Genomic DNA, 15,567 nt, shown 5'->3' with positions numbered 1-15,567 from the left:
ATTATTCTCACTTATTGAAATCTGTCAGAATAACCAAATTCCACCGGGAAAAACTGGGCGCATTACCGGAATCAGACCTGCAGGTTGCCGCTGGTAGCAGCATCGGAACCGGCAGTGGCGTCAAACTCGTAGTCGTTGCCGGGCAGGATGGCGTTGAGCAGGATACCTGCAATCGCAGCCACAGCCAGACCGGACAGATTGATGGTGACGCTGCCAACGGTAAAGCCAACGCCGCCCACAGAGTTGAAGCCCAGTGCACACACCAGAATGACGGCGGCAACGATCAGGTTGCGGCTGTTGGTAAAGTCCACGCGGTTCTCCACCACGTTGCGCACACCGATGGCAGAGATCATGCCGTACAGCACGAAGCTGATACCGCCGATGATGCCGGTGGGGATGGTGTTGATGACGGCCTCAAACTTGGGGCTGAAGCTCAGGATGATAGCCAGCACAGCTGCAATGCGGATGACCAGCGGATCGTAGATCTTGCTCAGTGCCAGCACGCCGGTATTCTCGCCGTAGGTGGTGTTAGCGGGGCCGCCCAGCAGGCCGGCCATGGTGGTGGCCAGACCATCGCCCATCAGGGTGCGGTTCAGGCCGGGGTCATTGATATAGTTGTGGCCGACAGTGGCGCTGATGGCGGCAATATCGCCAACGTGCTCCATCATGGTAGCCAGCGCGATGGGGATAATGGTGAACAGAGCACTGATGAACTCCGGGCTGCCGTCAATGGCAAACAGGCCCATAGCCTCCTTGTGCAGGGGGATGCCCAGCCAAGCGGCCTCGGAGATCTTCTGGAAGTCTACTGCACCGGTGACCAGTGCCACAGCGTAGGAGACCAGCACACCGATGAGGATGGGCAGGATCTTGACCATGCCCTTGCCCCAGATGTTGCACACGATCACAGTGCCCAGTGCCACAAAGGCCAGCAGCCAGTTGGACTGGCAGTTAGTGATGGCAGAGGGAGCAAGAATCAGACCGATGGAGATAATGATGGGGCCGGTGACCACCGGCGGGAAGAACTTCATGATGCGGCGGATGCCAAAGGTGGAGATCAGCAGGCTGGCCACCAGATAGACCAGACCCGAGAATGCAATGGCAGCGCAGGCATAGGGCAGCATCTTGGTGTTGGCAACGGTCAGGTTGCCGTCGGCATCAGCCAGCATGGGAGCCACGATGGAGAAGCCGCCCAGATATGCAAAGGAGGAGCCGAGGAATGCAGGCACCTTCTTTTTGGTGATGAGGTGGAACAGCAGGGTGCCCAGACCGGCACACAGCAGAGTGGTGGAAACGCTCAGGCCGGTGAGCAGCGGCACCAGAACCGTTGCGCCGAACATGGCAAACATGTGCTGCACACCCAGAATGAACATTCTGCCGGTGCCCAGCTTTTTGGCGTCATATACGCCCTTGGAGTAATCGATCTTTTCGCTCATAGAAAACCTCCTGTACTGTTATTCCCAAAAAAAGAGGCATTGCCGTTGAAACAGCAGTGCCTCTGAATTTCAGGAACAAGACCTCCACACAAAAACGGGAAAGAAGCCGCTATGCAGTCGCTCACGCTTGAACATTGTGCTCCTCCCCTTCTTTTTGTGTTCCTTCCAACAACCGGAACCGCTCCGGCAAGGCAGCAGCAGCGCTGCGGCCTTTTAGATAAGTATAGCAGATTTTGGGCTTTCCAGCAAGGTGTTGACAGCTTTTTCTTGCCTGTTGCACCGCGCTGCGGGCTGCGGGGGTTGCGCTTTGAGATGGAATGGCCTATAATAGAGCCTGTTCTTATTTCCTACTATCACAATGTGTTGATATTATAGGAGGCTCTATGCTCTATCTGGATTATTCCGCCAACACCCCCGTGGACGAGGCAGTGCTGCAATGCTTTTGCGAAGCAGAGCGGCGTTACCCGGGCAACGCCAACGCCCACCATCAGGCAGGCGCTGCCGCAAAGGCCGCTATAAACGAGGCGACCCGCAGCATCGCCCGCTGTCTGAGCGCACCGTCTGCGGGCATCATCTATACCTCCGGTGCAAGCGAAGCCAACAACCTTGCCGTGAAGGGGCTGACAGCGCTGGGAGGTGCAGCAGGCAGGCACATCCTCTCTACCCCGCTGGAGCATTCGTCTATCAGCGGCAGTCTGGAGGCGCTGCAAAAGCAGGGGTACGAGGTGGAGCTGCTGGACATCCTGCCGGACGGCACAGTGGACCTTGCGGACCTGAAAAAGCGGCTGCGACCGGACACCGTGCTGGTGGCTGTGACCGCTGTGGACAGTGAGCTGGGCGTGGTACAGCCCATCGCGGAAATTGCAGAGCTTTTAAAGGCATATCCCAGCTGCCATTTCCATGTGGACGCCACACAGGCCGTAGGAAAGATCCCCGTACAGTTTGAGGGCATGGACACCATGAGCCTGACAGCCCATAAGTTTTACGGGCTCAACGGCATCGGTGTGCTGGTAAAGCGGCTGGGGCTGGCACTGCCGCCCCTCATCCACGGCGGAGAGAGTACTACTCCCTACCGCAGCGGCACACCTACCGTGGCCCTTGCCTGCTCGCTGGCGCTGGCCTTGGAAAAGGCTGCTGCCGAACTTCCTGCCCGCGCTACTACCGTGCGCAGCCTGAATGACCGGTTGCGTACAGAGCTTACCCGCTATCCAAAAGTGCGCATCAACAGCCCGGCAAACGCTGTACCGCACATCCTGAACCTGAGCGTGCAGGGCGTAAAGGGCACTGTGTTCCAGCGGGAGCTGGACGCATGCGGGGTGTGCGTCTCGGTCAAATCTGCCTGTTCCTCCGATGGGTTGCCCTCCCGGGCAGTGCTGGCCGTCAGTCAGGACCAACGCAACGCCCTTTCCTCTTGGCGCATCAGCCTGAGTCATCTTACCACAGAGGAGGAAGTGACCTTCTTTCTGCAAGCGTTTGCAGACTGCTACAACACACTGACCCGGTAAAAAACCGTAAAGCCGACCCGTTTGCAGCTGCTATAAACAAATAAAAAGACCTTCCCGCTCTCCGGAACGGGAAGGTCTTTATAAATTGCTAATTAGCCTTGGAACTTACGTTCAAGGACAAAATCACTCAATGATCTTGCCAACAACGCCGGAACCAACGGTACGGCCACCCTCACGGATAGCGAAACGCAGGCCCTCTTCCATAGCAACAGGGGTCAGCAGCTCAACGTGCATCATGACGTTATCGCCGGGCATGCACATCTCGGTGCCTTCGGGCAGGGTGATGATGCCGGTCACGTCAGTGGTACGGAAGTAGAACTGAGGACGATAGTTGGAGAAGAAGGGAGTGTGACGGCCGCCTTCGTCCTTGGTCAGGACGTAGACCTGAGCCTCAAAGACATTGTGGGGGTGCACAGAACCGGGCTTAGCCAGAACCTGACCACGCTCGATCTGGGTACGATCAACACCACGCAGCAGAGCGCCGATGTTATCGCCAGCCTCAGCGAAGTCCAGAGACTTACGGAACATCTCCAGACCGGTGATGGTGGTGTTCAGACGGTCGGGCTTAATGCCGACGATCTCCATAGCGTCGCCAACCTTAGCCATACCACGCTCAACACGACCGGTAGCAACGGTACCACGGCCAGAAATGGTCATGACGTCCTCGATGGGCATCAGGAAGGGCTTATCCTCCTCACGATCCGGGTTGGGGATGTAGGAGTCAACAGCGTCCATCAGCTCCTTGATGCAAGCGTAAGCAGGATCCTCGGGATCGTTGGGAGCCTCCAGAGCCTTCAGAGCGGAACCACGAATGATCGGGGTGTCATCGCCCGGGAAGTCGTACTCGCTCAGCAGCTCACGGATCTCCATCTCGACCAGATCCAGCAGCTCTTCGTCGTCGACCATATCGCACTTGTTCATGAACACAACGATATAGGGCACGCCGACCTGACGAGCCAGCAGGATGTGCTCACGAGTCTGGGGCATGGGACCATCGGTAGCAGCAACGACCAGGATAGCGCCGTCCATCTGAGCAGCACCGGTGATCATGTTCTTAACGTAGTCAGCATGGCCCGGGCAGTCAACGTGAGCGTAGTGACGAGCCTCGGTCTGGTACTCGACGTGAGCGGAGTTGATCGTGATACCACGAGCGCGCTCCTCGGGAGCCTTATCGATGTTAGCGTAGTCCATGAACTCTGCATCACCCTTCAGAGCCAGGTACTTGGTGATAGCAGCGGTCAGAGTGGTCTTGCCGTGGTCAACGTGACCGATGGTGCCGATGTTAACATGCGGCTTAGAACGGTCGAACTTTGCCTTTTCAGCCATTGGAATATCCTCCCTTAATTTAGGTTTTGATATTGGTTACAACAACCCTGCAAAATGCAGACATTGCACTGCAAGGCTATTCTACTAAATTTGTCCTGTAAAATCAAGTGCTTTTACAGGAAATTTTGCCGGAGTTACACTACCCCGGCAAAATTCTTATGCTTTACAGCGCTTAGCCCTTGGTACGGCCAGCAATGATCTGGTCAGCAATGTTCTTGGGAACCGGCTCATAGTGAGAGGGCTCCATAACATACTGGCCACGACCCTGAGTCTTGGAACGCAGGTCGGTAGCGTAGCCGAACATCTGAGCCAGAGGCACAAATGCGTTGACACGCTGGGTGCCAGCCATAGCTTCCATGCCCTGGATCTGACCACGGCGGGCGTTCAGGTCGCCGATAACATCGCCCAGATACTCATCGGGAACGATAACAGCAACCTTCATGATGGGCTCGGTGATGATAGGATCAGCCTTGCGCATAGCATCCTTGAATGCCATAGAACCAGCGATGGAGAAGGCCATTTCAGAGGAGTCGACCTCATGATAAGAACCATCCCACAGGGTGACCTTGACATCAACAACAGGATAACCTGCCAGAACGCCAGCCTTCATAGCACCCTGAATACCGTTGTCGATAGCAGGGATGTATTCCTTCGGGATAGCGCCGCCAACGATAGCGTTGACGAACTCGTAACCCTTGCCGGGCTCATTGGGCTCGATCTTGATCTTAACGTGACCGTACTGGCCCTTACCACCGGACTGACGTGCGTACTTGGTCTCCTGGTTGGCCTCTTTGCGGATAGTCTCACGGTAAGCAACCTGAGGTGCGCCCACGTTTGCTTCAACCTTGAACTCACGCAGCAGGCGGTCAACGATGATCTCCAGATGCAGCTCGCCCATACCAGCAATGATGGTCTGGCCGGTCTCTTCATCGGTGTAGGTCTTGAAGGTCGGGTCCTCTTCGGCCAGCTTTGCCAGCGCGATGCCCATCTTCTCGTTACCAGCCTTGGTCTTAGGCTCGATGGCAACGCGGATAACGGGCTCAGGGAACTTCATGGACTCCAGAATGATGGGATGATCCTCATCACACAGAGTATCACCAGTGGTGGTGTTCTTCAGACCGACAACAGCAGCGATATCACCTGCATAGCAGCAGTCGATATCCTTGCGGTGATTGGAGTGCATCTGCAGGATGCGGCCCATACGCTCCTTGTTGTCCTTCACGGAGTTGTAAACAGTAGTACCTGCCTCAACCTTACCGGAGTACACACGGAAGTATGCCAGCTTACCAACGAACGGATCGGTAGCGATCTTGAAGGCCAAAGCTGCGAAGGGAGCGTCGTCGGAAGACGGACGGGTCTCCTGCTCTTCGGTCTCAGGATTCACACCCTTGATATCCTCAACATCGGTAGGAGCGGGCATATAGTCAACGATAGCGTCCAGCAGCTTCTGCACACCGCGGTTCTTGTAGGAAGAGCCGCAGACAACGGGAACCAGAGTATTTGCAATGGTTTCCTTGCGGATAGCCTTCTTCAGCTCCTCGCGGGTGATTTCCTCGCCCTCAAGGTACTTCTCCATCAACTCTTCGTCGTTCTCGGCAACAGCCTCGACCAGAATGTTACGGTACTCTTCAGCCTGCTCGACCATATCCTCGGGGATGGGCTCGGTACGCATATCGTTGCCCATGTCGTCGTAGTAGACCTCAGCGTTCATGTCGACCAGGTCAACGATACCACGGAAGGTATCTTCCTGACCGATCGGCAACTGAATGGCCACGCCGTTGGCGTGCAGACGATCATGCAGCATCTTGATGCAGCGGAAGAAGTCAGCACCCATGGTGTCCATCTTGTTGACGTACACCATACGGGGGACTTTGTATTCATCAGCCTGACGCCAAACGGTCTCAGACTGAGGCTCGACACCACCCTTTGCGGCCAGAACGGTCACAGAACCGTCCAGAACACGCAGAGAACGCTGGACCTCAACAGTGAAGTCAACGTGGCCCGGAGTGTCGATAATGTTGATGCGGTGACGATTCTTCTTGAACGCAACCGGATCCTTCTGGGTCTCGGAGTGAGACCAGTAGCAGGTGGTAGCAGCGGAAGTGATGGTGATACCACGCTCCTGCTCCTGAACCATCCAGTCCATGGTGGCGCCGCCATCGTGGACCTCACCGATCTTATGGTTGATACCAGTGTAGTACAGGATACGCTCGGTAGTGGTCGTCTTGCCGGCATCGATATGAGCCATAATGCCGATATTTCTCGTCATCTGAAGAGAAACTTCTCTGGGTGTAGCCATGAAATTAACCTCCTACAGAACAGATCAATAACGGAAATGTGCGAAAGCCTTGTTAGCTTCTGCCATCTTGTGAGTGTCCTCACGCTTCTTCACGGCGTTACCAGTGTTGTTGGCAGCATCCATGATCTCAGCAGCCAGACGCTGTGCCATGGTCTTCTCACCACGGGTGCGGCTGTAGGCAGTCAGCCAGCGCAGACCCAGAGTCTCGCGGCGAGCGGGGCTGACCTCCAGGGGAACCTGGTAGTTAGCGCCACCAACACGGCGGGTCTTGCACTCGAGGCTGGGCATGATGTTCTCCATCGCCTTCTCGAAAGTCTCCAGAGGATCGTTGCCGGTCTTTTCCTGAATCATGGAGAAAGCTTCGTAAACGATCTTCTGAGCGACGCCCTTCTTGCCATCCAGCATGACGCTGTTGACCAGGCGGGTGACCATCTTGGAATTGTAAATAGGATCAGCTAAGACATCGCGCTTAGCAATGTTACCTCTTCTAGGCATCTTTCTTCCCTCCTTCACAGAATGATATCATCGGTACTCGAAAGTAATAAAACTCCCGTTGTGTCACAAAGAGCTGACCTTACATAAACCGTTACCCTCCGCTTTTAAGCGGACTTGTTATTTATATAAAGGAAAGCCGTTTATGGCGGTTGTCCTCAATTACTTCTTTGCAGCACCGGCCTTAGGACGCTTTGCGCCGTACTTGGAGCGGGCCTGATTACGGCCTGCCACACCCTGAGTATCCAGGGTACCACGGATGATGTGGTAACGCACACCGGGCAGGTCCTTAACACGGCCGCCACGGATCAGCACGACGGAGTGCTCCTGCAGGTTATGGCCGATACCGGGAATGTAAGAGGTGACCTCGATACCATTCGTGAGGCGGACACGAGCAACCTTACGCAGAGCAGAGTTAGGCTTCTTGGGGGTCATGGTACGAACTGCAGTGCAGACACCACGCTTCTGGGGGCTGCTCAGATCAGAGTACTGCTTCTTCTGAGAGTTATAAGTCTTCTGCAGAGCGGGAGCGGTGCTCTTGGTAGTCAGGACCTCACGGCCTTTGCGTACAAGCTGGTTAAAAGTAGGCATTTTGTTTCTCCTTTCTTAATGATGAACATCGGATGATTTTCCGACTTTTTTGCCGCACTGTCCCCATGAGGGACGCGCAACAGTTATATAATACCCTCTTTGCAGCCGGATGTCAACAGTTTTTGCAAATTTTTTTGTATTTATTCCAGATTTTTTCTTTTGGGCAGTTTTCGGCAGAAAAAGTGCCTTTTCCCTCTCCTGCTGCGCTGCTTTTGGCACGCAAAAACCGCCCCGCAGGCTTTTGCCCACGGAGCGGTTTTGTTTAACGGATCAGATCCTGACAGATGCTGCGCTTACTGTGCGGCGGCAGCCAGCTCGGCTGCGACCTCGGCGTCGCGCTCAGCCTCACGATTCTTCAGATCCTCACGCACCTCCGGCAGACCGGTACCGGCGGGAATCAGCTTACCGATGATAACGTTCTCCTTCAGGCCGGACAGCGGGTCGACCTTGCCCTTGATGGCAGCCTCGGTCAGCACGCGGGTGGTCTCCTGGAAGGATGCAGCGGACAGGAAGGAGTCGTTGGCCAGAGCAGCCTTGGTGATGCCCAGCAGCACCTGCTGGTACTCCACCAGCTTCAGGCCCTCTTCGCCTGCATCAATGCGCTTCTGCAGATCCGCATTGATGTTCTCCACCTCCAGACGGCTTGCCAGAGCACCGCCGATCAGGTTGGAGGAGCCGGAGTCGGTCACGCGCACCTTGCGGCACATCTGACGGACGATAACCTCGATATGCTTATCGTTGATCTCAACGCCCTGCAGACGGTAGACCTTCTGGACCTCGTTGATCAGATAGTTCTGCACGTCCTCCAGACCCTTGATGGCCAGAATATCCTGCGGGTACAGCACGCCCTCGCGGGTGATGATGTCGCCCTTCTCCACGCGGTCGCCGGGCATCACGCGAGAATGCTGGGTGAACGGGATGGAGTAGCTCTTGACTTCCTCTGCACCGTTCTCGTCCTTGCCGGTGACCTTGATGACCACGTTCTTCTTGGTGTCGTCCTGAGAGACCACACCGGAGATCTCGCTCATGATGGCCATGCTCTTGGGACGGCGGCTCTCGAACAGCTCCTCAACACGGGGCAGACCCTGTGTAATATCCTCGGCAGATGCGATACCGCCGGTATGGAAGGTACGCATGGTCAGCTGAGTACCGGGCTCACCGATGGACTCTGCGGCGATAACACCGACAGACTCGCCCAGACGGACCGGCTCGCCGTTGGCCATATCGGAACCGTAGCAGCGTGCGCAGACACCGGTCTTAGCACGGCAGGTCAGCAGGCTGCGAATCTTCAGGCGGGTGATGCCTGCGGCCTCGATCTCGTTGGCGTCATACAGGTCGATCATCTTGCCCTCGGGCACGATGACCTTGCCGGTGATGGGGTTGACCACATCGCCCACGGCAAAGCGGCCGATCAGACGCTCGCGGAAGCTTTCGATCTTCTCCTTGCCCTCGTGGATCTCAGAGACCCACAGGCCATCGGTGGTGCCGCAGTCGATCTCGCGAACGATAACGTCCTGAGAAACGTCGACCATGCGGCGGGTCAGGTAACCGGAGTCGGCGGTACGCAGAGCGGTATCGGCCAGACCCTTACGGGCACCACGGGCAGAAACGAAATATTCCAGAATGTTCAGACCTTCGCGGTAGTTAGCACGAATGGGCATCTCGATGGTGTGACCGGCGGTGTTTGCCAGCAGGCCGCGCATACCGGCCAGCTGCTTGATCTGGTTCATAGAACCACGAGCACCGGAGTCTGCCATCATATAGATCTCGTTGTCCTTGGGCAGGTTGTCTGCCAGAGCCTTGGAGACCTTATCGGTGGTAGCCTGCCAGATGGCGATGGTCTTGTTGTAACGCTCGTTATCCGAGATCAGGCCACGGTTGAACAGCTTGCCGACCTTGGCGATCTCCTTATCGGCCTCGGCGATCAGCTCCTGCTTCTGGGGCGGGATCACAGCGTCGCACACAGCCACGGAGATAGCGGACAGGGTGGAGTACTTGTAGCCCTGTGCCTTGATGGCATCCAGCATCTTAGCACACTTGCGGGTGCCGTTGCGGGTCATGCAGCGAGAGATGATCTCGGGCAGGGTCTTTTTGGTCACGCGGAAGCTGACCTCGTACTCCAGCCAGTGCTCGGGATCGGTACGATCCACATAGCCCAGATTCTGGGGGATGGGATTGTTGAAGATGATGCGGCCTGCGGTGGCATCCACCAGACCGGTGCGCTCCACGCCGTCAATGGTCATGGTGCGGCGCACCTTGATGGGTGCGTGCAGGGTGATGACGTGCTCGGCGTAAGCCATCAGAACCTCGTTCTCATCACGGAACACCTTGCCTGCGCCCTCATCGTTTTCGCGGACGGTGGTCAGGTAGTAGCTGCCCAGGATCATATCCTGCGTAGGCACGGTAACAGGTGCGCCGTCAGAAGGCTTCAGCAGGTTGCCGGAAGCCAGCATCAGCATCTTGGCCTCACGGCAGGCATCCTCGCTCAGGGGCAGATGGACTGCCATCTGGTCGCCGTCGAAGTCGGCGTTGAATGCGGTACAAGCCAGCGGGTGCAGCTTGACTGCACGGCCTTCCACCAGCACGGGGTTGAAGGCCTGAATGCCCAGACGGTGCAGGGTAGGTGCACGGTTCAGCAGCACGGGATGACCCTTGATGACGGTCTCGAGGCTGTCCCAGACTTCGGGCTTTGCACGCTCGACCATCTTACGGGCGGACTTGATGTTGTTGGCAATGCCCTTTTCCACCAGATCCTTCATGACAAAGGGCTTGAACAGCTCCAGAGCCATCTCCTTGGGCAGACCGCACTGATCCATCTTCAGCTCGGGGCCGACAACGATAACGGAACGGCCGGAGTAGTCAACACGCTTGCCCAGCAGGTTCTGACGGAAGCGGCCCTGCTTGCCCTTCAGCAGATCGGAAAGGCTCTTCAGTGCACGGTTGTTGGGGCCGGTGACCGGACGGCCGCGGCGGCCGTTGTCGATCAGGCTGTCCACAGCCTCCTGCAGCATACGCTTCTCGTTGCGCACGATGATGTCGGGAGCGCCCAGCTCCAGCAGACGGCGCAGACGGTTGTTGCGGTTGATGACGCGGCGGTACAGGTCGTTCAGGTCAGAGGTGGCGAAGCGGCCGCCGTCCAGCTGAACCATGGGGCGCAGGTCAGGCGGCAGCACGGGCAGCACGTCCATGACCATCCACTCGGGGCGGTTGCCGGAGATGCGGAAAGCCTCCACAACTTCCAGACGCTTGAGGATGCGCACGCGCTTCTGGCCGGAGGACTTTTCCACCTCGGCGGTCAGCTCAGCGCTCAGCTGATCCAGATCGATCTCCTTCAGCAGGGTCTGGACAGCCTCGGCGCCCATGGCAGCCTCGAACTCGTCGCCATAGCGATCGCACATCTCGCGGTATTCCTTCTCGGTCAGCAGCTGCTTCTTGTCCAGCGGAGTCAGACCGGGGTCGGTAACGATATAGCTTGCAAAGTACAGCACCTTTTCCAGTAGGCGGGGGCTGATGTCCAGCATCAGGCCGATGCGGCTGGGGATGCCCTTGAAGTACCAGATGTGGCTCACAGGAGCGGCCAGCTCGATGTGACCCATACGCTCACGGCGGACCTTGGCCTTGGTGACCTCGACGCCGCAGCGATCACACACCTTGCCCTTGTAACGGATGCGCTTGTACTTGCCGCAGTGGCACTCCCAGTCCTTGGTAGGTCCAAAAATGCGCTCGCAGTACAGGCCGTCACGCTCCGGCTTCAGGGTGCGGTAGTTGATGGTTTCGGGCTTTTTGACCTCGCCGTAGCTCCAAGCGCGGATCTGCTCCGGGGAGGCAAGGCCGATTTTAATGGAATCGAAAACGTTGTTTTCCATGAAACGAACCCTTTCTTAATCTCTAGTTGTTTCGATGATGACAGGCGGCATTTCTGTTATAGGATCACAGGCGCTTCTCCCCTGCCGCAGCACGCGGCCAAGGGGAGGAAGGCTGTGTTATGAATCCCGATCAGAAATCTACTTCGTCAGAAGCAGCCGGAGCCTCGGCACCGGAGTTATCGTCCTCCAGCACAGAAGGATCATCGAAACCTGCATCGGCGTCCTTGATGTTGTAGTCAGTCAGCTCACTCTCCTGCACCACAGTCTCGGTGCCGGCAACATCACGCATATCAAAGCCGGTCTCTTCGTCATCGAAGTTCTGGCGCATGTCGATCTCGTTGCCGTCCTTATCCTGCACGATCACGTCCATACCCAAAGACTGCAGTTCCTTCAGCATAACGCGGAAGGATTCGGGGATGCCGGGCTGCGGGATGGGCTCGCCCTTGACGATGGCTTCGTAGGTCTTGACACGGCCCTCCACGTCGTCGGACTTGACAGTCAGGATCTCCTGCAGGGTGTAAGCAGCGCCGTAAGCTTCCAGTGCCCAGACCTCCATCTCGCCGAAGCGCTGACCGCCGAACTGAGCCTTGCCGCCCAGAGGCTGCTGGGTGACCAGAGAGTAGGGGCCGGTGGAACGGGCGTGGATCTTATCATCGACCAGGTGATGCAGCTTGAGGTAGTACATATAACCAACGGTAACGCGGTTATCGAACTTTTCACCGGTACGACCATCGTAAACGGTGGTCTTGCCGTCACGATCCAGCTCGATCTTGGAGAAGTCGATGATGTGACCCTTCTCTCCCATGATCTTGGGGAGCTTGGTGGGGTATGCAGGTGCATTCTCACCGTGCCACATCTCGCGGGCGGTATCAAAGGTATCGCCGATGTCGTTCTCGCGGGCAGAGTCAAAGACAGGGGTCATAACCTTGATGCCGCAGGCCTTGGCAGCGTAGCCGAGGTTGACTTCCAGCACCTGACCGATGTTCATACGGGAAGGCACGCCCAGCGGGTTCAGCACGATGTCCAGCGGAGTGCCGTCGGGCAGGTAGGGCATATCCTCCTGCGGCAGGATGCGGGAAACGACACCCTTGTTACCGTGACGGCCTGCCATCTTATCGCCGACGCTGATCTTACGCTTCTGGGCGATATAGCAGCGGACGACCTCACGCACACCGGGCTGCAGCTCATCGCTGTTCTCCGGGGTAAAGACCTTGACATCCACAATGATGCCGTATGCGCCGTGGGGCACACGCAGAGAGGTATCGCGCACCTCGCGGGCCTTCTCACCGAAGATGGCGCGCAGCAGGCGCTCCTCAGCGGTCAGCTCAGTCTCGCCCTTCGGGGTGACCTTACCGACCAGAATATCACCGCTCTTGACCTCGGCACCGATGCGGATGATGCCGCGCTCGTCCAGATCCTTCAGGGCATCCTCAGAAACATTGGGGATGTCGCGGGTGATCTCTTCGGGTCCCAGCTTGGTATCGCGGCTCTCGGTCTCGTACTCCTCGATGTGGATGGAGGTGTACACGTCCTCGCGCACGATCTTCTCGTTCAGCAGAACGGCGTCCTCGTAGTTGTAGCCCTCCCAAGTCATGAAGCCGATCAGGGCGTTCTTACCCAGAGAGATCTCGCCGTTGCGCATTGCGGGGCCATCGGCCAGCACCTGACCGGCGGTGACGGTCTCGCCCACTTCCACAATGGGGCGCTGATTGATGCAGGTGCCTGCATTGGAGCGGGCGAACTTGATCAGAGAGTACTCCTCCAGAGCACCCTGCTCGTTGCGCACAACAATATGGTCGGCATCGGCCTTTTCCACAACGCCGTTGCTCTTGGCCAGCACAGCGGTGCCGGAGTCGGTAGCAGCCTTGTACTCCATACCGGTAGCAACGATGGGCTGCTGGGTGACCATCAGAGGCACTGCCTGACGCTGCATGTTAGAGCCCATCAGAGCACGGTTACAGTCGTCGTTCTCCAAGAAGGGGATGCAGGCAGTAGCAACAGAAACCATCATTCGCGGAGAAACGTCCATGTAATCGACTTTCTCTGCGTCGATTTCCAGGATCTCATCGCGGCGGCGGGCAGACACGCGGGGACGGACGAAGTGCTTGCCTTCATCCAGCGGCTCGTTGGCCTGTGCCACAACGTACTCGTCCTCCACATCGGCGGTCATATACTCCACCTCGTCGGTGACGACCTGCTCGATAAGGTTGTTGTTCTCGTCGTAGATCTTCTTGACCTTGCGGTAGGGCGCCTCCACGAAGCCGTACTCGTTGATCTTGGCGTAGGATGCCAGATAGGAGATCAGACCGATGTTGGGGCCTTCAGGGGTCTCAATGGGGCACATACGGCCATAGTGGCTGTAATGAACGTCGCGGACTTCGAAGCCTGCGCGGTCACGGCTCAGACCGCCGGGGCCCAGAGCAGACAGACGGCGCTTGTGGGTCAGCTCAGCCAGAGGGTTATTCTGGTCCATGAACTGAGACAGCGGAGAGGAGCCGAAGAACTCCTTGATAGCTGCCACCACAGGACGGATGTTGATCAGTGCCTGCGGAGTGATGACGCTCTGATCCTGACTCTGCAGGGTCATGCGCTCACGGATAACGCGCTCCATACGGGAAAAGCCGATGCGGAACTGGTTCTGCAGCAGCTCGCCCACGCTGCGGATACGGCGGTTGCCCAGATGGTCGATATCATCGGTGGTGCCGATGCCGTAGCCCAGACCATTCAGGTAGTTGATGGAGGACAGGATATCGTCAATGGTGACGGTACGGCCGATGAGCAGGTCGTGATCCTTCTTCAGGCTCTCCATGACCTCCTCGGCGCTGGAAGCGTTATCAAGGATCTTACGCAGTTCCTTGAGGCAGCAGCGCTCGTTGATGCCGCACTCCTTGACATCCACACCCTTGAATGCGGGGTAGTAGTTGTCAATGATGGCCTGTGCGTCCACGCAGCCGTTGGTGATGACCTTGACCTTGTGGGGCTGGTCCTTCATGGGATCATCGATCTTCAGCACCACCAGATCTACGCCGGCAGCATCGATCTGCTCAGCCAGCTTGCGGTCGATCTTCTTGTCGGCCTCGACAAGGATCTCGCCGGTGAAGGGATCCACCACGTTCTCTGCAGCCACATGGTTCATGATGCGGCGTGCCAGAGACAGCTTTTTGTTCATCTTATAGCGGCCGAAACGGGACAGGTCGTACCGGCGCGGATCGAAGAACAGCATATCGATCTGGCTGGTAGCGGACTCCACCGTGGGAGGCTCGCCGGGGCGCAGCTTGCGGTAGACCTCCAGCAGGCCCTCCTCGCGGTTCTTGGTGGTATCCTTTTCCAGCGTGGCCAGAATGCGCTCGTCCTCGCCGAAGTAGTTCAGGATATCCTCGTTAGAGGACAGGCCCAGTGCACGGCACAGCACGGTGACAGGCAGCTTACGGTTCTTATCGATACGGACATAGAACACGTTGGCGGCATCGGTCTCGTACTCCAGCCATGCACCGCGGTTGGGGTTCATGGTGGCGCTGTACAGGTCGTTACCGACCTTATCCTTGGCATGGCCGTAGAACACACCGGGAGAACGGACCAGCTGGCTGACGATCGCACGCTCAGCACCGTTGATGACAAAGGTGCCCGCGTCGGTCATCAGGGGGAAGTCGCCCATGAAGATCTCCTGGTCCTTCACCTCGCCGGTCTCCTTGTTCAGCAGACGGGCGGTGACGCGCAGGGGGGCTGCATAGGTAACGTCGCGTTCCTTGCACTCCTTGATGCTGTACTTCGGCTCCTTATCCAGCCGGAAGTCCACAAAGCTCAGTGCCAGATTGCCGGTGTAGTCCTCAATGGTGCCGATATCGTGAAAGACCTCCTTCAGGCCTTCATCCAAAAACCACTGATACGAGTTCTTCTGCACCTCGATCAGGTTCGGCATACTGATGACTTCGTCGATGTGGGAGAAGCTCATGCGCTCGGTTTTGCCGAGCTTAACGGGCTTGACTTTCATCATAAAATCAACCACTCCTTACTTTTATATTCTACGGGATGTCGTATACACGGGTCAAATTTGA

Annotated in this window: 9 protein-coding genes; 1 reads left to right on the top strand and 8 read right to left on the bottom strand. The window is 57.1% G+C overall.

What is annotated here, in order from left to right:
• Nucleotides 1–71: 71 nt before the first annotated feature.
• The gene (locus MTP39_RS07190) at nucleotides 72–1,433 is read right to left on the bottom strand and encodes a uracil-xanthine permease family protein (RefSeq protein WP_015538452.1); all 1,362 of its coding nucleotides are present in this window, start codon (nucleotides 1,431–1,433) and stop codon (nucleotides 72–74) included.
• Between the two features lie 383 nt (nucleotides 1,434–1,816).
• On the opposite strand from MTP39_RS07190, the gene MTP39_RS07185 reads away from it, so the two are divergent.
• Nucleotides 1,817–2,938, top strand: a complete 1,122-nt coding sequence (locus MTP39_RS07185; RefSeq protein WP_249239982.1) for a cysteine desulfurase family protein — start codon at nucleotides 1,817–1,819, stop codon at nucleotides 2,936–2,938.
• Nucleotides 2,939–3,061: 123 nt separating this feature from the next.
• Here the strand turns inward: MTP39_RS07185 and tuf are convergent, their stop codons facing one another.
• From tuf to rpoB, 7 genes are all read right to left on the bottom strand, one after another.
• Nucleotides 3,062–4,264, bottom strand: a complete 1,203-nt coding sequence (gene tuf / locus MTP39_RS07180) for an elongation factor Tu (protein WP_249239981.1) — start codon at nucleotides 4,262–4,264, stop codon at nucleotides 3,062–3,064.
• A 172-nt stretch (nucleotides 4,265–4,436) separates the two neighbouring features.
• Nucleotides 4,437–6,563 (bottom strand): elongation factor G, encoded by a 2,127-nt coding sequence (fusA, locus tag MTP39_RS07175; RefSeq protein ID WP_256468804.1) that lies wholly within the window; start codon nucleotides 6,561–6,563, stop codon nucleotides 4,437–4,439.
• A gap of 24 nt (nucleotides 6,564–6,587) precedes the next feature.
• Nucleotides 6,588–7,058 carry a 30S ribosomal protein S7 gene (gene rpsG, locus MTP39_RS07170; RefSeq protein WP_005926179.1) on the bottom strand — a complete coding sequence of 157 codons (471 nt, stop codon included), beginning with the start codon at nucleotides 7,056–7,058 and terminating at the stop codon, nucleotides 6,588–6,590.
• Between the two features lie 159 nt (nucleotides 7,059–7,217).
• Entirely contained in the window at nucleotides 7,218–7,646 is a 429-nt protein-coding gene (gene rpsL, locus MTP39_RS07165) for a 30S ribosomal protein S12 (RefSeq protein WP_005926182.1), read from the bottom strand.
• A 15-nt stretch (nucleotides 7,647–7,661) separates the two neighbouring features.
• On the bottom strand, nucleotides 7,662–7,895 hold the full coding sequence (locus tag MTP39_RS07160; protein ID WP_249239980.1) for a hypothetical protein: 234 nt from the start codon (nucleotides 7,893–7,895) through the stop codon (nucleotides 7,662–7,664).
• Nucleotides 7,896–7,939: 44 nt separating this feature from the next.
• On the bottom strand, nucleotides 7,940–11,512 hold the full coding sequence (rpoC, locus tag MTP39_RS07155; RefSeq protein ID WP_249242026.1) for a DNA-directed RNA polymerase subunit beta': 3,573 nt from the start codon (nucleotides 11,510–11,512) through the stop codon (nucleotides 7,940–7,942).
• Nucleotides 11,513–11,642: 130 nt separating this feature from the next.
• The gene (gene rpoB / locus MTP39_RS07150; RefSeq protein ID WP_249242025.1) at nucleotides 11,643–15,506 is read right to left on the bottom strand and encodes a DNA-directed RNA polymerase subunit beta; all 3,864 of its coding nucleotides are present in this window, start codon (nucleotides 15,504–15,506) and stop codon (nucleotides 11,643–11,645) included.
• Nucleotides 15,507–15,567 lie beyond the last annotated feature (61 nt).

This window comes from Faecalibacterium sp. I3-3-33, assembly GCF_023347295.1.
Classification (GTDB): domain Bacteria; phylum Bacillota; class Clostridia; order Oscillospirales; family Ruminococcaceae; genus Faecalibacterium.
This window is presented reverse-complemented; position numbering and strand designations above follow the sequence as displayed.

Coding starts and splice junctions, on each gene's coding strand:
- rpsL (WP_005926182.1), bottom strand. CDS start 7,646: ATGCCTACTTTTAACCAGCTTGTACGCAAAGGCCGTGAGGTCCTGACT.
- rpsG (WP_005926179.1), bottom strand. CDS start 7,058: ATGCCTAGAAGAGGTAACATTGCTAAGCGCGATGTCTTAGCTGATCCT.
- MTP39_RS07185 (WP_249239982.1), top strand. CDS start 1,817: ATGCTCTATCTGGATTATTCCGCCAACACCCCCGTGGACGAGGCAGTG.
- MTP39_RS07190 (WP_015538452.1), bottom strand. CDS start 1,433: ATGAGCGAAAAGATCGATTACTCCAAGGGCGTATATGACGCCAAAAAG.
- fusA (WP_256468804.1), bottom strand. CDS start 6,563: ATGGCTACACCCAGAGAAGTTTCTCTTCAGATGACGAGAAATATCGGC.
- rpoC (WP_249242026.1), bottom strand. CDS start 11,512: ATGGAAAACAACGTTTTCGATTCCATTAAAATCGGCCTTGCCTCCCCG.
- tuf (WP_249239981.1), bottom strand. CDS start 4,264: ATGGCTGAAAAGGCAAAGTTCGACCGTTCTAAGCCGCATGTTAACATC.
- rpoB (WP_249242025.1), bottom strand. CDS start 15,506: ATGATGAAAGTCAAGCCCGTTAAGCTCGGCAAAACCGAGCGCATGAGC.